We start from the raw sequence: 19,257 nt of genomic DNA, 5'->3' as shown, positions 1-19,257 counted from the left end.
AACACTTCTTTTTATAAACGATAAAAAAATTAAAGTTTGTATTGTGGTTTTATATAGGGCTAAAAGTAGCTCATTATTCCAATCTGTTTAAATCGCTCCCTCGCCTACAGTGAATAAATTGGCAAGAAAAAACCCCCTACTGGGGGCTGATACACTGACAACGCATCGAACACAAGACTTAAAGCAAATACACCAGGGTAAACAGAACAATCCACACTACATCAACAAAGTGCCAGTAAAGTTCTGCCGCTTCTGGGCCAAAGTGTTCTTCAGCCGAGTAGTGACTTGGATTTCGGGAGCGCCATAATACCGATAAAATTAGCAGCAGACCCACCGTGACGTGCAAACCGTGGAAGCCGGTGAGCACAAAAAAGGAGCTGGTAAACACATTATTGGTCAGGCCAAATCCTAGATGAGCATACTCATAAGCCTGTCCAGCCAGAAAGATTGCCCCCATAATCGCGGTGATAGTGTACCAAAACCGCAACCCGGAAACATCGTTTTTCTTAATGGCTGTGTCACCTCGATGCATGACAAAACTGCTGGAAATCAGAATCAAGGTATTAATTCCAGGCAACAGCAGCTCTAATTCTGGTGTTCCTTCGGGGGGCCAAGCCGGTAGGATGGCACGATAGATCAAAAAAGCGGTAAATAAGCCAAGAAAAATCATACTCTCAGCCACCAGGAACACTGCCACGCCAAACATCCGGAAGTCGGGATGTTCTTCGTGTTCAGCACTTGCTCCAGGCGCATTGTGATAATTTAGGGCTGTTTTCGATTCGTCAATGGTTGAACCTTGCATAAACCTCTATTGAAGTGTGAAGTATGAAGTCATGAGACCTCTGGCAAAAGCCGAATCAACTTTTATCCTTGGGTTGACGGTCTTCGGGATTGACTGCCACCGTGGGATCAGGGTCGGCGCGTAAAGCGGAGTTGGGGCCAGCGGCTAATGCAGGTTCCCGTTCATTGGATAAGGGGACATAGGTCTGATATTCGCGATCGCCCATACCATAGTCATAAGGGCCAGTCGCCAAAACAGGTACTCCCTCAAAGTTTTCAATCGCTGGCGGTGAAGAGGTCATCCACTCTAGGGTTAAAGCTCTCCAAGGATTGTCACCCGCTTTTTTCCCACGAGCCAAGCTCCAAAACACATTAATAATGAAGGGAATAATCGACGTATCCATGAGGATTGCACCGATGGTGGCTAACTCATTGAGAGCTTGAAACTTCGGGTCGTAAACAGCAATGCGTCGATTCATCCCCAACAAACCCAACTCATGCATGGGCATGAAGGTCAAGTTAAAGCCAATAAAGGTGAGAACAAAGTGCATTCTACCCAGAGTTTCGTTGTACATCCGCCCTGTGACTTTGGGAAACCAGTGGTAAAACCCGGCATAAAGTCCGAGAACACTACCGCCAAACAACACGTAATGGAGGTGAGCAACGATAAAGTAGGTGTCGTGAACGTGAATGTCAAACGGCACTGAGGCCACCATCACCCCGGTAATGCCGCCAATCACAAACACAGAGATAAAGCCCATGGCAAACAGCATGGGACTCTCCAAGGCGAGTTTGCCCCCCCAGAGGGTTGCCAACCAGCTAAAGATTTTAATCCCAGTGGGCACGGCAATGATCATACTGGCGATCATGAAAAACATCCGCATCCAGCCTGGGGTGCCACTGGTAAACATGTGGTGCGCCCACACCAGCAGACCGAGAAAGCTAATGGCGATACTGGAATAGGCGATCGCCCGATAGCCGAAAATGGGCTTGCGAGCGTGTACTGGAATCACTTCCGAAATCGCCCCAAAGAAAGGCAAAATCATGATATAAACTGCCGGGTGGGAGTAAAACCAGAACATGTGCTGGTAAACGACTGGGTCTCCCCCGCCCGTGGGGTTAAAAAATGTTGTCCCGGCGAGTAAGTCAAAGGAAAGCAAAATCAAAGCGGCTGCTAACACTGGGGTAGCAAGCAACTGAAGGGCTGTTGTTGCCAGCATCGACCAGCAGAACAACGGCATCTGATTCAAGCTCATTCCTGGCACCCGCATCTTTAAGATGGTGACGCCAATATTCAGACCCCCCAAAATCGAGGAAGTCCCGGCAATCAGGATGCTGAGAATCCAAATTGCCTCACCCGCCTTGCTTGCGATCGTACTTAAGGGCGGATAAGATGTCCAACCCGCCTCGGCTGGCCCGACAAAGAAGCTGGTGAGGAGCAATATTCCACCAACGGCATTCATCCAAAAGGCGACGGCATTCAACTTCGGGAATGCCATATCCTTTGCGCCAATCATGAGGGGAATCAGATAGTTGGCGAAGGCACCCGTTCCCGCCGGCACCACCCACAGGAAGATCATGATCGTCCCGTGCATGGTAAAGATGCGGTTGTAATTTTCCGGGCTAACAAAATCGGAAGCTGGGGTTGCCAGTTCCACACGAATGATAGTTGCTAGTATGCCACCGACGAAGAAAAAGAAGAACGCCGCTACTAGGTATTGAATCCCAATGACTTTGTGATCGGTGTTGAAGGTGAAATAATCTTGCCATTTCGTCGCGCCATGTCCTGGGGCATGGGCAGGCTTATTGGCTTGTTCTTGAAGCTCTGCTTGTGTCATGCGCTTTATCTGTTGTCTATGCGTTTGAAGGTTTAAAGAGTTGAAGGTTTAAGGGGTTGAAGGTTATGAACAACGTGCCAACCGGTAACCTGTTAACCTACAACTCTTTAAGGACAACCCATTACAGTTGATTACTAACGGCTAAATGCTGAGCCAGATGTTCAGGGGAGGAGTGCAATTGCTCCAGAGTTTTCGATGAAATCCCCATGTCTTGGGTATAGGGAGCCAGAAATTCATCACTCGACTGCTCGGTTGGATTGGCAGCGGCAAGGGTTTTCTCTGACGTTTCGTTGCTGGCAACGGCTTGCTGCTCTTGCAGCCATGCCTGGAATTCTTCTGGGGTCTGAACAAAGAGTTGAGCTCCCATTGCGCCATGATACGCACCGCAGAGTTCGGCACAGACAATGGGGTACTGACCCACTTGATTGGGTGTGAAGCGTAGTTGAGTCTCACGTCCTGGGATCGCATCTTGCTTGAGGCGAAACTCTGGTAGCCAGAAGGCGTGCAGAACGTCTTGTGCTGAGATGTTGAGCTGTACTTCTTGTCCCACCGGGATATGCAATTCCCCTGTGGTTACACCACTTTCAGGGTAGGTAAACAGCCAAGCATATTGCAGTCCCATAACATTAACCGTCATGGGCACGGGTTCGCCTCGATGTTCTGGAGAAGCACCCAGTCCCAAGGCGATGGAGCCGCGACTGGGGTCGAGAGCAATCAGATTTTTGCCCGCATTGGCTGAAGACGTTGACATCTCGTCGGCATGGGCAACCTGAGCGTGATGGTGGTCATGAGACACCATGGGATCGAGTCCTCCCATCGCGTTATAAATTTCAAAGCTATAGACCGCGATAATCAGGACGGTGACAGCAGGAATCGCTGTCCAAACAATTTCTAGAGGAATATTGCCATGAATGGGTGGTCCATCGCTGTTGTCACCTGGGCGGCGGCGATATCGAATCGCTGCAACAATGAGTGTGCCCTCTACCAGCAGAAACAGGCCTGTGGCAATGGTCATCATCATGTTGAAGAGTGCGTCCACTTGGGCCGCTTCGTCTGATGCTGCCACTGGCATGAGACCGTGGTTTTGTCCATACCACAGGCTGATCAGGGTCAAGACGATGCCAGCCAGCAGGGTTGCAATTTGACTTGGAATGTTCACGGTATGAGCTAGTTTAGGAGTTTATACAAGACTTCGTTCACAACAGGAGTGGCAAGAATCAAAGCCCACAAGAAAAGCAGCGGAAGATGACTCTCCTAAAATCCCTGAACAGGTAATCATGTCAGATGGTTCGGTTCAGACCGCCTTAACGGATGGGGCCGTTGAGGTCATACACTTGGGGGCTGCTGGTCGCTGCCACGAGTAAAGGACTGGTATTGCAGCTTGCTTCTTATGGGTTAATCTGTTTTGTTTATGCCCTAAGGTATGCGTTTCTAGCCTATTACACTGCTAGAATCGCTAATTGCACTCCCTCGAAAGGGATAAGTTCCGTCTTCAATGAGGACGTTCCTCTCCATGTTTTCCCCAATTTAGCTTCAGATTGACACTTTGAGCCTTTAAGTTTCTCTGTTGTGGTCATTTACTACGGTAAGCCAGGTTATCAGTAAAAGAGGATACGCAGGCTTTTTTCTTAGTCATTTTTTAGCAATTTATTTGGGATCGCGCCCGTCAGAGCATAAAGTCTTTACGCAAAATGAGTCAGGGAATACTTTGTGTATCGTTAAAAATGTGAAGTTTTATACAGAGTATTTCTAGGTTATATGGGTAAGCTCACAATCTGAAAAATCTCTAAAACTCTATCAGCTCTAGCAATAGGGTCATTAGAGTGGTAAGGGGAGTCTGCCCATCTTCCGACCTCAGATGTTAAGTGGCAGATGAGTCGATACTCTCTTCGGTCAGCATTTCCTGCTAGACCTGTAGAAGTAACGGCAGGCTTCTGCCAAAAAAGTTAAGTTAAATTAGGTTGCAATTGGTGCTATGGCTGAATCAGTCCTTTATCGGTCGGATACCACTCAAGAGCCATCTCAACCGAAAGACCGTATCCGTCGCTTTGTCTGGAAAATTGCGATCGCGACGCTACTGTTGATGGCTGTGGGTAGTGCCACACGGGTGATGAATGCAGGTCTTGCTTGTCCGGATTGGCCTCAATGCTTCGGTCAGTGGCTGCCCCTCCAACAGATGAACCTCCAAGTCTTTTTGGAATGGTTTCACCGACTGGATGCAGCTTTGATTGGTTTGAGTGCGATCGCGCTTTCAGGGCTATCCTGGTGGTATCGACGCTCATTGCCTAACTGGCTGCCTTGGGCTTCTACATTGGCTTTAGGTCTAATTATTTTCCAAGGTGTTCTAGGTGGCTTAACGGTTACGCAACTGCTGCGATTTGATATCGTTACCGCCCACCTGGCATGTGCGCTATTATTTTTCAACACTATGCTAGTGATTGGTTGTGCGCTCCTGCCCTATCAAGGCACTGGTGCTGTTGGTAAGTTGCCTTGGGTCAGCTTAACGGCGGCGATTCTGATTTATGTGCAGAGTCTGTTAGGTGGATTGGTCGCCTCCCAATGGGCCCTACATCAATGCTTTGCCGGATATCAACTGTGCGTGGTGATGAATAGCCATATCGCGGGTGTGGTACCTGCCACCTTGGCAACCTTAGCGGTTGTGTTTCTGGCATGGCGGACACCTGCACTCCATCCCACACTGCGGGGATTGGCGAAGTTAGCGGGAGTCATGGTGATTTTACAGGTTATCCTCGGTGTTGCCACGTTTTGGTTACACTTGCAAGTTGAACTGCTGACCGTTTCACATCAAGCCGTGGGGGCGGCTTTACTGGGAATCCTGGTTGCGTTTACAGTCTTAGCGTTGCGTGACCGTGCTGCCGCTAACCCGATGAGTCCTACTACCCCAGATGCCGCCGCTGCTAGCTAAACCGATTTGGGTTTAACCGCGTTACTGCCACAGTTCAGACTGGTGTGGAAAACAGTGCGCGTATTGTTTGAAAAAAAGGAAATTGGTGAAGTAATGGTTGGGACAAGTGTCTCCCGTCAACATGAAAACTTCCTACAAGTTATTCAAAGCTACTATCAACTGACCAAGCCTCGGATTATCCCACTGCTACTGATTACGACAGCGGCGGGGATGTGGATGGCATCGGATGGACGAGTAGACCCCTTTTTGCTGCTAGTAACTCTGGTGGGTGGAACCCTGGCAGCGGCTTCCGCCCAAGTCCTTAATTGCATTTATGATCGCGACATCGACTACGATATGGAGCGCACACGTCATCGCCCGATTCCGTCGGGTAAGGTGCAGCCCCGTGATGCCATGTTGTTTGCGATCTCGTTAGGCTTGCTCTCTTTCACCCTACTTACGGTATTCGCTAATCTGCTGTCTGCCCTTTTAGCCATGTCCGGTATTGTCTTCTACATGGCTATTTATACTCATTTACTCAAACGCCATACTCCCCACAATATCGTGATTGGTGGTGCAGCCGGAGCGATCCCAGCACTAGTTGGTTGGGCTGCCGTGACAGGTGAATTGAGTTGGGTGGCTTGGTTACTGTTTGCCATTGTCTTTCTGTGGACACCCCCCCACTTCTGGGCATTAGCGTTGATGATTCGCGATGACTATGCCAAAGTTGGGATTCCGATGCTGCCGGTGGTGGCGGGTGAAGAGTCCACGACTCGTCAGATTTGGATTTATACCCTGTTAGTCGTCCCGGCTTCCCTCTTGCTGATTTATCCCTTGGGAGCCTTGGGTGTGGTCTATGGTGCGATCGCAGTATGGTTGGGAATCATTTTTATCCAAAAAGCATGGCAACTCTTACAAGCACCAACAGATAAGCAATTAGCCCGTTCCATGTTTAAATATTCCATCCTTTACATGATGCTTTTATGTACGGGAATGGTTGTCGATAGCTTGCCCATCATGCAACAAGTTACAACAGGTTTAACGGAAAATCTGCAAACCCTAGTCAGCGCTATCTTGATTGGTGGTTAAGGGATAGATTCTGTTTGGTAAAACTAAAATGATTGGGAGCCTCGTGCTCCCTTCTTTTATGGTTTTAGGTATTAAACGGATACAGAGAAAAGACCTGCTGAATGTCGTTGCGGACAACATCAGACTCTAGTTACAACAGCACTTGCCCTGTTTTTACCGTTTGACCTTCCTTGACATTTACCTTGTTTAAAAGATTTAATAGTCTTCATAGAAAATACAAATTATCTATAAAAAGGTACTACCTCTCATCTTCTTTACATTATTTAATAATTACCTCATATTGGCTGTCTGAGCAGCGTGGTTTTGCTGGTATTCATTTAATCAATCCCTACTTTCTAATTCAACAAAAAGTTGACAAGATAGAAGTAGTTCACGCAGTATTTACGCAAACTACTTTTTTATTTATTAAAAGCTTCGTGAAAAATTAGTACGAGTCCGGTTCTGTAGTATAAGCTGGGGGTTTGGTGTCAGGAGCAAATAACCCCAATAAAGGGCCGAGAATTGCGCCAAAAACAAAGCCACCAGCATGTGCCCAGTAGGCAACTCCACCACTTTCCATCCCAACATTCGCGGGGGCTTCTAGCATGGTTACCCCATTAAAGGCTTGCTGCAAAAACCAAAAACCTAGATAAAACAGGGCAGGGACTCTTACGGTTGTGAAAAAGAAACCAAGGGGCAGGAATGTAACGACCTTAGCCCTAGGGAACTTAAGAATATAAGCACCCATAACGCCTGCGATCGCACCGCTGGCACCCAAAGAAGGAACACCAGATTGCATGGAGAAAAACCACTGGGTAAGAGCCGCTAATACCCCACAAGCTAGATAAAAAATTAAAAACTTAACCCTACCCAGTTCCTCTTCAATATTGTTACCAAAAATCCACAGAAACAACATATTAAACCCCACATGAGTAAAGCTCGCATGGAGGAACTGTGAGGTGATCAAAGTCAGGGGTTCTGGTACTGGCTGATTGACAGAAATACCATTAAAACTGTAAGTGAGTTCTTTGGGAACAACCGCAAAAAGATGGAAAAATCCATCAAGTTGAGGCCCAGCCAAAGTCAGCTCATAGATAAAAATCAAGAGATTGGCGGCAATCAGGGCGTAAGTGACATAAGGAGTTATTCTTATCGGATTTTCATCACGTAGGGGAACCACAAGCCTTTTTCCTATTGATTTACTCAACTAAAAGAAACATAACTTAATGTGGCTTGCCCTGACTGCCAGCTATAGATAGATATCTGATTTTTTTCAACCAAAAACAATTGAACTATAGATAGAGGAATTCATACCTTTCCGGCATTGGCTGTTTTGACAGCTAGAAGGTTCATCCTCTAGAATCCTCAGAAAACAGCCCAAGCAAGGGGCCAAGAATGGCTCCGAAAACAAATCCACCCGCGTGCGCCCAGTAAGCTACTCCCCCACTCTCCATCCCGATATTACTGGGTACATTCAAACTGGCAATGCCGTATAAGGCTTGCTGTAGGAACCAAATGCCCAAGAAGAAAATAGCTGGAATATCGGGGAAGACGATGAGTGGGCCGAGAAATACTAAAGTTCGGATTTTAGCATGGGGAAACCTCAGTATATAGGCTCCCATCACCCCAGCGATCGCGCCACTGGCACCCAAGGAAGGAATACCCGATTGCATGGAGAAAAACCACTGAGCCAAAGCGGCTAGAACACCACAAGTAATATAAAAAATAATGTACTTAATGTGTCCTAACTTATCTTCTATATTGTTGCCAAAAATCCACAAAAACAGCATATTGCCCAAAATATGCAAAAAACCACCATGTAAAAACTGAGAGGTTACCAAGGTTAGGGGTTCTGGCACGCTTTGATTGACGGGGATGCCACCGAAACTTGCGGTTAACTCTTTAGGCACAACAGCATATAACTGGAAAAACTGCTCCAGTTGGGGCGGTGTTAATCTTAGCTGATACAGAAAAATAAAGACATTTGCGCCAATCAGGGCATAAGTGACGTAAGGGGTGATGCGCGTCGGATTGTGATCGCTAATGGGAAACACTACAGTTCTTTCCTATCTATCCAAACATGGAAAAACCCTATCCTAACTCTCTTGATTTGTCTTCCTTCGTATCTCATAAAAAAAACCTCTCCCAAGAGAGGTTTTTTTTTTGCAAAAGAGGGAATTGAAAAAATTACTTGCCCTGTTCAACTACATCAGAACATGGGCAGAGATATCCTTGGTTTGATTAACACTTACCCAATGAATAGAGAAACATCCCTTCAGTTGGGGAAAACCAATCCACAAAACGACCAAGTGATTAGCAATTTCGACACAATAATTAAAACCTTAATTATTGGACAATGACCTTGCCTGCCATGCCAGCACCCCGGTGAGGTTGGCAGTAGAAAGGATAGGTTCCGGGCGCGGTATCGCCGGGGAAAGTCGTCTCGAAAGACTCACCCGGAGCGAAGGTTAATTTGTCGTGAGATAACTTCTTCGCCAACGCCTTCTCTCCGCCAGGGATTTTAGTATCATCAAAGACTGCGTTGTGAGGAGGAACTTTATTCATCACCCACTTGACTGTGTCACCTGGCTTAATTGTGACGGATGATGGCTCAAACTGAAGCATTCCGCTGTCGGTACCCATCTTAATCGTATAGGTTTCTGCGGATGCAGGTGTTGCCGATAAGGCAAAGCTAGCAACTATCAGCAGAATTGTAGACAGTAGCAACCCGACACTGCGTGTAATTGCGGCTTTAAATTTCATCATTTTCTCCGAAAATTCGCCATTGAATTCTTTATTAATATCTTAGAGCAAGTCTTTACCGTTCTTTCCTTTGTCCACTTCTCTAGCGGCCTCTAGAAATTGGAGGTACCCCATCCAGGTGCTTTTTGGGCAGCTCTCAAAACAAAAGCAGCTAACTTCTCAATTTGCTCCTGTGGTATCCAACTTTCCGAGACTTGACGGCACCAAAAGCTCAGATCGCTGCCGTCATAGGTCATGGGTTCTCTCAAGAAATTCACAATGCCGTTGATATTATCACGAGGTGGTGTGGCACCCGCCAGGGTATCTAGTGCCAGAGACACGGTTGGATCTGGCAAGGTGGCTCCCCCAACATGACAATTGAGGCAATGAGCCTCAAACAGCTCTTTCCCAAAGGACAAGTCTTCGCCAGAGAACGGCTTGGTTTGACCCTTCCCATCTAACGCCAGAGAGATTGGCTCTTTGACATCGAGGTAGCGCCTAACGTAGCTATCTGTAGCCGCCTGAGCCGGTGAGCTGACCAGAAAAACGCCCCAGACAGCGATTACAGCGGCTAGTAAAAAGTGAACCGAGAACAGTTGACGCCGTAAGGCGTGTAAAACTTGAGGGATTTGGATGGAGCGGGTCAGCATTAATCCTTAGTCCTTAGTCGTTGGTCATGAGCCATTCGCCATTAATCCTTAGTCTTTAGTCATCAGTCATGAGTACTTCAGTTTGTCAGCCCATGTCTAACGACTAGAGGCATCACCAATGACTAATGACCCATGACCCATGACCCAATCACACAAGCTGGATATTAGTTGTAGACTTTGCCACCTCCCCACATTCTGCCAAGGATTTTCGGCTGGAACAGGATATGACCCGCGATCGCTTCTAGGTCATCATCGGTGAGATTTCTCATTTCGGGATAGATATCAGCACTCTTGATACTGGGGTGTAACTCAGCAATTTCAGTCACCCCGTCGTAGGTCGTGGGATTCTTCATGTAATCCACCAACGCGGCAATATTATCACGGGGTGGTGTTGCTCCAGCCAGCGCATCAGTCCCTAAGCCCACGTTGGGGTCAGTTTTCGTTCTGCCGCCCCCATGACATTGAGCACAGGTATCGTTAAACAAGCGCTTGCCTTTTTGCACTTGCTGGAGGCTGAGGGTAATGGTGTCACCCGCTTCATCGGCCTTCACCGTGCGTATTTCCGGGGTCAGTTCAACAGCGGCTGCACTCCCAACAGCGATTTGAAAGGCAAAAAATACAACTGCCAACGCAAGCAAGATGAATCGCTTCATTCTTGGTTCTCCTTCAAAAATATGGCTCATTCGTTTTAGCTACTCAACACAGCACGGACTCAATCTGGAGCCTATCCTCTATCTGAGGGGCATCGCCGTCAACCCAGCAATCGGCAAAAGAAGATTCTTTGGAGTGCTCTCGTCAAGGCGCACTGGCTTAGTGGGAGCTTTCCCAAAGGAATTACTCACTGATGGTAGATGGAGCTTAATCTCCCCTACTCTCGAGGTGTAACTGAACCCTCTCTTTCGGACAAAATCATAGAAATAATTGCCTTGGCATCCTCCAGAGCCAGACGGGTTTCTTGAGTTTTGTAAGCAATTCCCAACTGCTCGCATCGATGGCAAACTTCCTCAGGAGGAAGGTTATACTCTGCGGCAATCTCCGCAATTGACAGGTCTGCAAACCCCATAATTATTGGCTGGCAACAAACAAGATCGAGTCTCTTAAAATATGATGCCACCTTGCGACGCCTTTCCCTAACTTGCCAAGAGTGGGTTGGGATCAATTGGATGGGGAGAGGGGGGAGTGGGGGAGAACGGGGGAATAGCTCAACTTTCATCCCGGAATGATTCCGAGAAGCTAACAATCATCTAAATTGCAGATTCCAAGCGTAGAGATTGCTTGTGGGATGGGAATCCTGCCCCCCAGTTATGTAAGTTAAAGGCACAACGGCTTAACTTTACAAACCTTCCCCCTCTGCTCTACTTTTGGGTTTTCCTTAGCTTCCACTTCCCTTGGTAACACTCAAGCGCATTGCTTCAGGTAAGGGAAACATCGACGGTGATGTAGAGAGGGGTTGATGGAGACGAATTAGTTGAGCCAGGGTTCTTTTCAACTGAGTTCGGGGCACGATCGCATCCACAAAGCCATGCTGTAATAAATACTCAGAAGTCTGAAAGTCGTCTGGCAGTTTTTCTCGCAGGGTTTGCTCAATTACCCGACGTCCGGCAAAGCCAATCGTTGCTTCAGGTTCTGCCAGAATGATGTCTCCTAGCATGGCAAAGCTTGCCGTGACGCCACCTGTGGTGGGATGCGTCAGAACTGGAATGTAAAGCAGTCTGGCTTCGCGATGGCGTTCTAAGGCTCCTGAGATTTTGGCCATCTGCATTAGACTGAGCATCCCCTCTTGCATCCTGGCTCCCCCGGAGGCACAGATAATTACAACAGGTAGGCTGCGTAGCGTGGCATGTTCGATCAAACGGGTGAGTTTTTCGCCCACCACAGAACCCATACTGCCCCCCATAAAGCGGAAGTCCATGGCCCCCAAAGCCATAGGTAAGCTATCGAGTTGACCCGTACCGGTTTGAACCGCGTCCACCAGGTGGATTTTATCTTGAGTTTCTCGCAAACGATCCGCATATTGTTTGCGATCGCGAAACTTCAAGGGATCGGTCGGACACAAATGCTCATCCAGGGGAATCCAAGTATTAGGGTCAATCAGTTGCCCAATGCGCTCGTCACTATAGACCCGCATGTGATGCTTGCATTCTAGACAAACCATTTGATTGGCTTGCAGGTCTTTTGTGTAAGCCAAGACCCCGCATTCCGGGCACTTTGTCCATAGCCCGTCTGCAATCTCACGCTCTGGCGGTTGTGGATTAGTGGGTTCTGATTTTCGTCGATTTGCAAACCAATCGAATAGAGACATGAAATTTTTTTATTCCTTAATTGTTATCTGATGCCCCTGCTTGCTCCTCTTCGGGACAACTCAATAGAAGTAAAGCTGTCCATTGGTCTTGGGGGCGAACTTGCAATGCTGCGGGGCTACCCGCACCGAAATAAGGAGTTATCCCCGTATCGAGAATTCGACTCGGAATCTCATGAGCCGCTAGCACCTGCTGCATCAGCTCGGCTTCCCAGCGGGCATTGGTGGTTTTTAGGGTTATCCAGGACACAGGTTAATCTTATCAAGACTCATGATGCATATTTTTGGGTCAATAATACAAGGAATTGGGAATAAAGGTTGAATGTTGGAGGTTGTAGGGTTGGTTAAAAGTTCAAAGCGGTTTTCTCCAGACGTACCAGGCTTCAACTCCAAGGGAAAAATAGCTGCATATAGGTAGAAACAATCGCCTCGCCCCAAAAAACGGTCAAGCCGGCTCCTAAGGCGAGAAAGGGGCCAAAGGGCATCGGTTGTCTTCGGTCGATCCAGCCCAGAGCGATCGCACCTCCTCCAACAAAGGCTCCTAGGGCACAGGCGATAAACCCACTCAACAGCAGATATTTCCATCCCAACCAGGCTCCCATCATCGCCGCTAATTTGGCATCACCCCCACCCATAGCGGTTTGTCCAAATACCATCGAGCCGGCAAAGGCAATGAAATCAAATAACCAAATTCCCAGCACGGCACCGACTATACCAGTCATGAGCTGCTGAGACATTCCTGTCCATTGAGACGAGTGGAAAAAACCGACAGTTCCTTGAAAGACTAAACCCACAATTAATCCTGATTGAGTCAATGAATTTGGTAAAGTCATGGTGTCTAGGTCAATCAGAGAAAGCACCAATAACCAACTCAAAAAAGCCCAATATCCTAACGTTTGCCCACTAAAACCATAGAGCAAAAATACTAACAAAAATAGCAGACCCGTTACGGCCTCAACAACAGGATAGCGCCAAGAAATTCGACGTTTACAGTAACGACAACGTCCTTTCAACCACAGCCAGCCTATGACGGGGACATTATCCCGCTTTTTTAACAGATGCGAGCAATCAGGGCAGCGGGAGGGGGGCCACAACAGCGATAACTTTGCTGGTAGTCGGTAAACCACAACATTGAGGAAGCTACCAAACGATGCACCTACAGCAAAAACAATCAAAGATGTTACAGCAGTAAACAGCGCTTCCATTTCATGTCCTAGGTATAGCCTTTAGTTCCTAGTCCTTAGTTGAATGATCCAGGAGCGATCACTAATAACTTATCACTAATAAATTTCTGCCTCCAGTTGACTAAAAGGCACAAAACATTCTTGAGGCAAAAGAATCGGTCTTTTCTTAAAAATTAGCTTGCCGCGATGGGTATATCGGTCAATGGCGACACCTGTAGGACGTTGTGTGAGCTCTGGATGCACTTCATAATAAGTCCGATAAATCTGTCGAGCTGACCTCAGTAAAACAGGGTCTAGCAACATCGGAATATCCATCCGCTCTATGTAATTTTCTGGCCATTGCTGTGATGATGTATATACCACCCGCCTACCCCTATTATTTAAGCTCGACTTTAATCCAACAGCGCAATTACAGCAAGAGGCTTGAGCGCGTAAACGAAGGCTACGCCAGTCCTATGATTTAGCCTCCCGATAGTGCCTGAATCAGGGCATTTCCCATGGCTCGGCAACCCAGTGGGTTCATTCCTTCTGACATGATGTCCCCTGTGCGATCGCCTTGATCCAAAACCCTGAGTACGGCTTGCTCAATTCGGTCAGCCGCCGTCGGCTGATTTAAACCATAGCGTAGCATCATTGCTGCACTCAGAACCTGGGCTAACGGGTTAGCTTTATCTTGTCCAGCAATGTCGGGGGCAGAGCCATGAACGGGTTCAAACAGCCCAGGCCCTTTTTCGCCTAAACTCGCGGAGGGTAACATTCCAATACTACCGGTGAGCATGGCAGCGGCATCCGAGAGAATATCTCCGAACAGATTGCCAGTAACAATCGTGTCAAATTGCTTTGGTGCCCGCAAAAGCTGCATCGCAGCATTATCAACATACAGGTGAGAAAGCTCTACATCCGGATACTCAGCCGCGAGTTGAGTCATGCGATCGCGCCATAACTGGGACACTTCCAGCACATTGGATTTATCCACGGAGCAAAGTTTTTTCCCCCGTTTTCGAGCCGTTTCAAAAGCGACCCGCCCAATTCGGTCAATTTCGGCTTCCGTATAAGCCATTGTATTGACGCCTCGCTTCTCACCCGTTTCTGTGGTAAAGATTCCCCTGGGTTGACCAAAGTAGATCCCGCCAGTGAGTTCTCGCACCACCATAATATCAACGCCCTCAACTACCTCTCGTTTTAAACTTGAGGCATCAATGAGTTGGGGTAAAATCGTCGCAGGTCGTAGATTGGCAAATAAACCCAAACCCGCTCTCAGTCCCAACAGTCCAGTTTCAGGGCGTAAATGCCGGGAAAGCGTATCCCACTTGTAACCGCCAATCGCCGCCAGTAAGACAGCATCACTATCACGGCAAATTTCTAGGGTTTGGGCAGGTAGAGGCTCACCTGTTGCATCAATTGCCGCCCCCCCGATTAAGGCTTCGGTGAATTCAAAGGTGATATTGAGCTGTTCACCGACGACTTTTAAGACATCTACCGCGACTGCCATGATTTCCGGGCCAATGCCATCACCTGGCAAAAGAGTAATACGGTAATGTTGTGCCATGCTGGTTGCTTGCTCCGTAGATGATGCGAGAAGTGAAATCGGTAAACAGCGGGTAACCCCAACCGGTTTATTATCATAGCGGGGAAAGGAACGGTTTCAACCACTCGCCGCATTTTCATGTTGGTCGTTTGTTTAAAAGCTCCTGTCACAGAGGCTCCGGAAAGGATAGGATTGGCGTTAATTGGGAAGACGGGATTGGGCAAGTATTAAGTCTGAACATCGAGCAAAAGGCTCAGAAGACTTTCCTAATAGCCTCTTGAACCTTAAGCTGGCGCTACGCCCATAGCTTCTGCTTTTCCATAAATCCTGCCAATTCTGGAATTTCCGTAGATGGGGAGTAATTCCTCCGGTTGCTTGCATAAGTGGTACACGGCAAGGAGATAAATACTACTAATAGGCAGCCAAAATTGATATAGAGTCAGCCCTCTGTTGCATTGGAGACATGATTAATGGAACTAAAACGACTAAATCAACTGGGCGAGTGGAATCCGCAACTGTTTCGGGAACTCAAAGGTCAACTTACGACCCGAAACCTCTTTTTGGGAGTCACTATCTCCTTCGTCTGTCAAATCTTTCTCCTCCTCCTTGGCAGTGAGATGGTCGGCGACAGCACAAATAGCTGGTATGTCCGATGGGAGAGTGTGTTTATAGTTCTCAACTGGATACTGCCTTTTCTCCTACTAACTTGTGGGATTTACCTACTCATGAGTGATTTGGGGAAAGAAGAGCATCGCGGCACTCTTAACTTTATTCGCTTGAGTCCACAGTCGAGTCAAAGCATTCTGACTGGGAAAATGCTAGGGGTTCCTGCTGTACTTTATTTGGGGATAATTCTCGCCCTTCCCTTGCATTTTGGCTCTGCCTTAGCAGGGGATTTCCCTTTAGGCTGGCTCTTGGAAATTTATCTACTTTGGGGTGTCGCTTGTGGTTTGTTTTATAGTAGTGCTTTCCTGATGACATTGCTCTATGGAGCTAAAAACGGAATTCAAGCTCTGGCTTGGAGTGGTAGCTTGTTAGGTTTTATAGCCGGCGCGGTTTATATTTCTTTCATTAATTTCATTTTTGATCAATCTGGGTGGAGTAATGGGTTAAGCAACTGGTACTGGTTCTCTTTGCCAGTGGGATCTGATCCACAACTTATTTTTCTGTGGATGCTGATTACTTTGAGTGTGGCAACTTACTGGATTTGGCAATCCGTTAATCGAATTTTTCGTAACCCAAATTCTACCCTTGTGAGCAAGTCACAAAGTTACTGGTTAGTCGCTAGTATTCAAGTGTGGCTGTTAGGATTCTGTGTCCCACCTTTAAATGAATTTAGTTCAGATTCTCAAATATTTCTAGATTCTCAGGTTGTTCTGGGTACACTAACGCTGTTTGTTTTCAACCCTGTAGGATTCATCTCTCTAGGTGGAGTGTTGTCTCCTCGTCCCCAAGCCTTGCGAGATTGGGCACGCTATCGACACACAAGCCATTTTACGGACAAGGGTTTGTTGAATCGCTCTTTGATACAGGATTTAATGTGGGGCGAAAAGAGTCCAGCCTTAGTTGCGATCGCCATTAATTTCCTGCTTACCACTGCAATTTGGTTCCCTTGGATGGTATGGCGACTCGGACAGGTTGAGTCTAGCCAGGATTTCACTGCCCCAAGCGCACTCTTGGGTTTATTGCTCACCCTGAATGTCATCTTGATTTATGTGGCGATTGCCCAAGTCATGGTTTTTATGAGCAGATGGAAGCAATCGGCTTGGATTGTTGGCACGGTAGGGGTTTTAGTGGGAGGGTTATTGGCTATTTGGGTAACTATGGGCATGAGTCTCCTAGATATGCCGTTTTTGTGGCTGTTGTCACCTTTACCTATCGTTGCTTTTACCCATGCCTCTGCGACAACTCTTTTCCTAGGTTTTCTGACTCAACTGGGTATACTCGGAGTATTAACTCTACAGTTGACGCGACAATTCCGAAAGCTGGGCGAATCTACCTCCAAGGGGCTTTTAACTCAGTCAGCTTCTCTACCCTCCCGTGCCTTGAAATAAAAAGCTCCAGTTAACTCAATCCCAATGTTTTGTAGTTGAGAAAATCCTTATGGCTTTACCTAGAATCGATCAAATCGGTGAATGGAATCCGCAACTTTTCCGAGAAATTAAAGGGCGTCTTGTACCCCGCAATATTCTGATCGCCACAGCCGTTTCTCTTGTTAGTCAACTACTATTGCTGATGAATTTCTCTAGTCAGCTACCGGTGCCGAACGAGAGCGCGACTGCTATATCTAACCGATATTGTACGGGTACAGCCCCACCGTACTCTCCTCCTATCTGCCTCGCGGATGGTTTTAAGGGTTTTGTGATTAATTGGTCGCTGTGGTGGAAAGATGTATTTTTTGGGCTGAGCATTATGGGCATTTTTGCCCTATTGGTGGTCGGTACTTATATGCTGATTGCTGACTTGGCGAAAGAAGAACGTCGTGGCACGCTGAACTTTCTACGCCTCACGCCTCAGTCTAGCCCCAGCATCTTGATGGGGAAAATGCTAGGAGTCCCGATGCTACTTTATTTCGTGGGCTTTTTGGCTTTACCTTTACATTTAATCGCTGGGTTGTCGGGTGGAATTTCTTTATCTCTGATTTTGGGTTATTACGGTGTCCTGGGTACCAGTTGCCTGTTTTTCTACACTCTGGCTCTGTTATTAGGCTTAGTAGGCAAAGGATTGGGAGGTTTTCAAGCTTGGTTGGGTAGTGGTGTGGTGCTGATGTTCCTTTTCGCAATGACAACGATGCTCATGAGTAGCGGTAGTTATGCCACCCATTCGCCCTTCGACTGGTTATTCCTGTTTAATCCAGAGGTTGTATTGCCCTATTTGATGGGTTCCTATTCTCTAGATGCTTCCACTACAGAGAATTACAGGTCTAGCTTACAACAGTTGACCTATTTCTCGATGCCTGTAGGGAGCAGCATTGGGAGTATTGGGGGTTTGATGGTACTCAACTTCGGGTTGTGGACTTACTGGATTTGGCAAGCTGTCAAGCGTTGCTTCCATAATCCCAGTGCTACTCTCTTGGGTAAGCAACAAAGTTACTGGTTAACGGCTTGCTTTGAGGCGGTAATTCTTGGGTTTGCTGTGAACCCGGAAGTTACAGAATGGACAAGTTATAACCGAGGTGCGTTTAGTAATTTTCAGGTTCTACTCGTGTTTAACCTGCTGCTGTTTTTGGGACTGATTGCCGCACTCAGCCCACAGCGACAAGGGATGCAAGATTGGATGCGTTATCGCCACCAGCAGCGTTCAGTTCACAAAAGAGGCGTATTGTTAGATTTGGTTTGGGGTGAAAGAAGCCCTGCGCTGGTAGCCGTCGCCCTGAATTTAGCGATCGCATCTTCCATCTTGCTACCTTGGATATTGTTCTGGCCTAACAGTGAACTGAAAATCCCAGCCCTTTGGGGGCTATTAGTCAGTTCCAGCTTAACAATTCTTTATGCAGCGGTGGCACAATTCATGCTCTTGATGAAAACGCCAAAACGTGCAGTTTGGGCGGCGACAAGCGTTGGAGGATTGATTGTTGTGCCCCCAATTATTTTCACATTCTTGTCGATGACACCGATGGACAACCCTGGGGTTTGGCTGTTTTCTGCCTTTCCTTGGGCAAGTTTAGAAACGACCACCGGAATCACTGTGTTCCTCGCCGTTATCGGTCAATCACTGGCGTTTACACTGTTGAGCCTTCAGTTCACGCGACAGTTGCAAAAAATCGGGGAATCTGATCTGAAAGCGTTGCTTTCTGGGCGTTCTTCAGTAGAATTCCGTTAAACCTCAAACATCGGCGTTCGCCGCAGGGGTGATTACATTCCGTGTATCGCCCCTGCCAATGCCACTTAGAATGAGTTCAAGACTGTTGTCTTGTTATCTTGACTAATGGCTGAACCAATTCCACCGATTACACTCCCCCCTCCCCAGAATGCCCAGCAAGAAGGAGAATGGCTGCGAGAGGCTCTTGTCACTTGGCTCGATCGCGAATTTATTCCAGAGCCAGTGAATCAGCAGATAGCCCGAAGGGCATCCCAAATCTTTGTCCGCCAACGGATGGAGGGCGAAAATGATTTGGGATCGCTGGTGATTGCGATTTTGACGGAAATGCAGGCGTTTGACTTTCGCGAGAGCTTTTATAGCGAGTTTGCGATCGCCAATGCCGTCAGTGATTTACTTTTGCAAAGCCTCGGCATTGACCGCTGTTGTGGGAATTAGGGGTTG

General features: G+C 47.5%; 19 protein-coding genes and 1 pseudogene. 5 read left to right on the top strand and 15 right to left on the bottom strand.

What is annotated here, in order from left to right:
* Positions 1-178: 178 nt before the first annotated feature.
* From MIC7113_RS17990 to MIC7113_RS17980, 3 genes are all read right to left on the bottom strand, one after another.
* Positions 179-802: a cytochrome c oxidase subunit 3 gene (locus tag MIC7113_RS17990; protein ID WP_015183596.1), complete on the bottom strand. Its 624-nt coding sequence runs from the start codon at positions 800-802 to the stop codon at positions 179-181.
* A gap of 55 nt (positions 803-857) precedes the next feature.
* A complete protein-coding gene (ctaD, locus tag MIC7113_RS17985) occupies positions 858-2,618 on the bottom strand; it encodes a cytochrome c oxidase subunit I (protein WP_015183595.1) in 1,761 nt (586 codons plus the stop codon).
* Between the two features lie 121 nt (positions 2,619-2,739).
* On the bottom strand, positions 2,740-3,777 hold the full coding sequence (locus MIC7113_RS17980; protein ID WP_015183594.1) for a cytochrome c oxidase subunit II: 1,038 nt from the start codon (positions 3,775-3,777) through the stop codon (positions 2,740-2,742).
* Between the two features lie 816 nt (positions 3,778-4,593).
* Here MIC7113_RS17980 and MIC7113_RS17975 point away from each other — a divergent pair.
* Together MIC7113_RS17975 and MIC7113_RS17970 are read left to right on the top strand one after the other, a co-directional pair.
* The gene (locus tag MIC7113_RS17975; RefSeq protein WP_015183593.1) at positions 4,594-5,544 is read left to right on the top strand and encodes a COX15/CtaA family protein; all 951 of its coding nucleotides are present in this window, start codon (positions 4,594-4,596) and stop codon (positions 5,542-5,544) included.
* 93 nt (positions 5,545-5,637) lie between these two features.
* Entirely contained in the window at positions 5,638-6,612 is a 975-nt protein-coding gene (locus MIC7113_RS17970) for a heme o synthase (RefSeq protein ID WP_041780976.1), read from the top strand.
* A gap of 130 nt (positions 6,613-6,742) precedes the next feature.
* On the opposite strand, the pseudogene MIC7113_RS39265 reads toward MIC7113_RS17970, so the two are convergent.
* The 12 genes and pseudogenes from MIC7113_RS39265 to leuB form a co-directional block, all read right to left on the bottom strand.
* A pseudogene (locus MIC7113_RS39265) lies at positions 6,743-6,802 on the bottom strand (biotin/lipoyl-binding protein); the annotation flags it as partial.
* A 234-nt stretch (positions 6,803-7,036) separates the two neighbouring features.
* Entirely contained in the window at positions 7,037-7,771 is a 735-nt protein-coding gene (locus tag MIC7113_RS17965) for a rhomboid family intramembrane serine protease (protein WP_015183591.1), read from the bottom strand.
* A gap of 169 nt (positions 7,772-7,940) precedes the next feature.
* Complete coding sequence (locus tag MIC7113_RS17960) at positions 7,941-8,645, bottom strand: rhomboid family intramembrane serine protease (RefSeq protein ID WP_015183590.1); 705 nt, start codon at positions 8,643-8,645, stop codon at positions 7,941-7,943.
* Between the two features lie 292 nt (positions 8,646-8,937).
* Positions 8,938-9,354: a plastocyanin gene (gene petE / locus MIC7113_RS17955; protein ID WP_015183589.1), complete on the bottom strand. Its 417-nt coding sequence runs from the start codon at positions 9,352-9,354 to the stop codon at positions 8,938-8,940.
* A gap of 92 nt (positions 9,355-9,446) precedes the next feature.
* Positions 9,447-9,983, bottom strand: coding sequence for a photosystem II cytochrome PsbV2 (gene psbV2, locus MIC7113_RS17950; protein WP_015183588.1), 537 nt, complete (start codon positions 9,981-9,983; stop codon positions 9,447-9,449).
* Positions 9,984-10,147: 164 nt separating this feature from the next.
* On the bottom strand, positions 10,148-10,636 hold the full coding sequence (psbV, locus tag MIC7113_RS17945) for a photosystem II cytochrome c-550 (protein WP_015183587.1): 489 nt from the start codon (positions 10,634-10,636) through the stop codon (positions 10,148-10,150).
* Between the two features lie 215 nt (positions 10,637-10,851).
* Positions 10,852-11,046 carry a translation initiation factor IF-2 N-terminal domain-containing protein gene (locus MIC7113_RS17940; protein WP_015183586.1) on the bottom strand — a complete coding sequence of 65 codons (195 nt, stop codon included), beginning with the start codon at positions 11,044-11,046 and terminating at the stop codon, positions 10,852-10,854.
* A gap of 309 nt (positions 11,047-11,355) precedes the next feature.
* A complete protein-coding gene (accD, locus tag MIC7113_RS17935) occupies positions 11,356-12,285 on the bottom strand; it encodes an acetyl-CoA carboxylase, carboxyltransferase subunit beta (RefSeq protein WP_015183585.1) in 930 nt (309 codons plus the stop codon).
* A gap of 16 nt (positions 12,286-12,301) precedes the next feature.
* The gene (locus tag MIC7113_RS17930; protein WP_015183584.1) at positions 12,302-12,532 is read right to left on the bottom strand and encodes a hypothetical protein; all 231 of its coding nucleotides are present in this window, start codon (positions 12,530-12,532) and stop codon (positions 12,302-12,304) included.
* Positions 12,533-12,665: 133 nt separating this feature from the next.
* A complete protein-coding gene (locus MIC7113_RS17925; RefSeq protein WP_015183583.1) occupies positions 12,666-13,487 on the bottom strand; it encodes a prepilin peptidase in 822 nt (273 codons plus the stop codon).
* Between the two features lie 75 nt (positions 13,488-13,562).
* Complete coding sequence (locus MIC7113_RS17920; RefSeq protein WP_015183582.1) at positions 13,563-13,829, bottom strand: hypothetical protein; 267 nt, start codon at positions 13,827-13,829, stop codon at positions 13,563-13,565.
* A gap of 97 nt (positions 13,830-13,926) precedes the next feature.
* The gene (leuB, locus tag MIC7113_RS17915; RefSeq protein ID WP_015183581.1) at positions 13,927-15,015 is read right to left on the bottom strand and encodes a 3-isopropylmalate dehydrogenase; all 1,089 of its coding nucleotides are present in this window, start codon (positions 15,013-15,015) and stop codon (positions 13,927-13,929) included.
* A gap of 449 nt (positions 15,016-15,464) precedes the next feature.
* Between leuB and MIC7113_RS17910 the strand changes: the two genes are divergently transcribed.
* The 3 genes from MIC7113_RS17910 (at position 15,465) to MIC7113_RS17900 (ending at position 19,251) form a co-directional block, all read left to right on the top strand.
* Complete coding sequence (locus MIC7113_RS17910) at positions 15,465-17,048, top strand: hypothetical protein (protein ID WP_015183580.1); 1,584 nt, start codon at positions 15,465-15,467, stop codon at positions 17,046-17,048.
* A 49-nt stretch (positions 17,049-17,097) separates the two neighbouring features.
* Positions 17,098-18,816 (top strand): hypothetical protein, encoded by a 1,719-nt coding sequence (locus MIC7113_RS17905; RefSeq protein WP_015183579.1) that lies wholly within the window; start codon positions 17,098-17,100, stop codon positions 18,814-18,816.
* A 105-nt stretch (positions 18,817-18,921) separates the two neighbouring features.
* Positions 18,922-19,251: a hypothetical protein gene (locus tag MIC7113_RS17900; protein ID WP_015183578.1), complete on the top strand. Its 330-nt coding sequence runs from the start codon at positions 18,922-18,924 to the stop codon at positions 19,249-19,251.
* The last annotated feature ends 6 nt before the right edge of the window (positions 19,252-19,257 follow it).

It is taken from the genome of Allocoleopsis franciscana PCC 7113, from assembly GCF_000317515.1.
GTDB lineage: Bacteria > Cyanobacteriota > Cyanobacteriia > Cyanobacteriales > Coleofasciculaceae > Allocoleopsis > Allocoleopsis franciscana.
This window is presented reverse-complemented; position numbering and strand designations above follow the sequence as displayed.

What these genes read in the sequence shown, in the direction of transcription:
- MIC7113_RS17990 (WP_015183596.1), bottom strand. Translation starts at nt 802, where the DNA reads ATGCAAGGTTCAACCATTGACGAATCGAAAACAGCCCTAAATTATCAC.
- ctaD (WP_015183595.1), bottom strand. Translation starts at nt 2,618, where the DNA reads ATGACACAAGCAGAGCTTCAAGAACAAGCCAATAAGCCTGCCCATGCC.
- MIC7113_RS17975 (WP_015183593.1), top strand. Translation starts at nt 4,594, where the DNA reads ATGGCTGAATCAGTCCTTTATCGGTCGGATACCACTCAAGAGCCATCT.
- MIC7113_RS17970 (WP_041780976.1), top strand. Translation starts at nt 5,638, where the DNA reads ATGGTTGGGACAAGTGTCTCCCGTCAACATGAAAACTTCCTACAAGTT.
- petE (WP_015183589.1), bottom strand. Translation starts at nt 9,354, where the DNA reads ATGAAATTTAAAGCCGCAATTACACGCAGTGTCGGGTTGCTACTGTCT.
- psbV2 (WP_015183588.1), bottom strand. Translation starts at nt 9,983, where the DNA reads ATGCTGACCCGCTCCATCCAAATCCCTCAAGTTTTACACGCCTTACGG.
- psbV (WP_015183587.1), bottom strand. Translation starts at nt 10,636, where the DNA reads ATGAAGCGATTCATCTTGCTTGCGTTGGCAGTTGTATTTTTTGCCTTT.
- MIC7113_RS17940 (WP_015183586.1), bottom strand. Translation starts at nt 11,046, where the DNA reads ATGGGGTTTGCAGACCTGTCAATTGCGGAGATTGCCGCAGAGTATAAC.
- accD (WP_015183585.1), bottom strand. Translation starts at nt 12,285, where the DNA reads ATGTCTCTATTCGATTGGTTTGCAAATCGACGAAAATCAGAACCCACT.
- MIC7113_RS17925 (WP_015183583.1), bottom strand. Translation starts at nt 13,487, where the DNA reads ATGGAAGCGCTGTTTACTGCTGTAACATCTTTGATTGTTTTTGCTGTA.
- leuB (WP_015183581.1), bottom strand. Translation starts at nt 15,015, where the DNA reads ATGGCACAACATTACCGTATTACTCTTTTGCCAGGTGATGGCATTGGC.
- MIC7113_RS17910 (WP_015183580.1), top strand. Translation starts at nt 15,465, where the DNA reads ATGGAACTAAAACGACTAAATCAACTGGGCGAGTGGAATCCGCAACTG.
- MIC7113_RS17905 (WP_015183579.1), top strand. Translation starts at nt 17,098, where the DNA reads ATGGCTTTACCTAGAATCGATCAAATCGGTGAATGGAATCCGCAACTT.
- MIC7113_RS17900 (WP_015183578.1), top strand. Translation starts at nt 18,922, where the DNA reads ATGGCTGAACCAATTCCACCGATTACACTCCCCCCTCCCCAGAATGCC.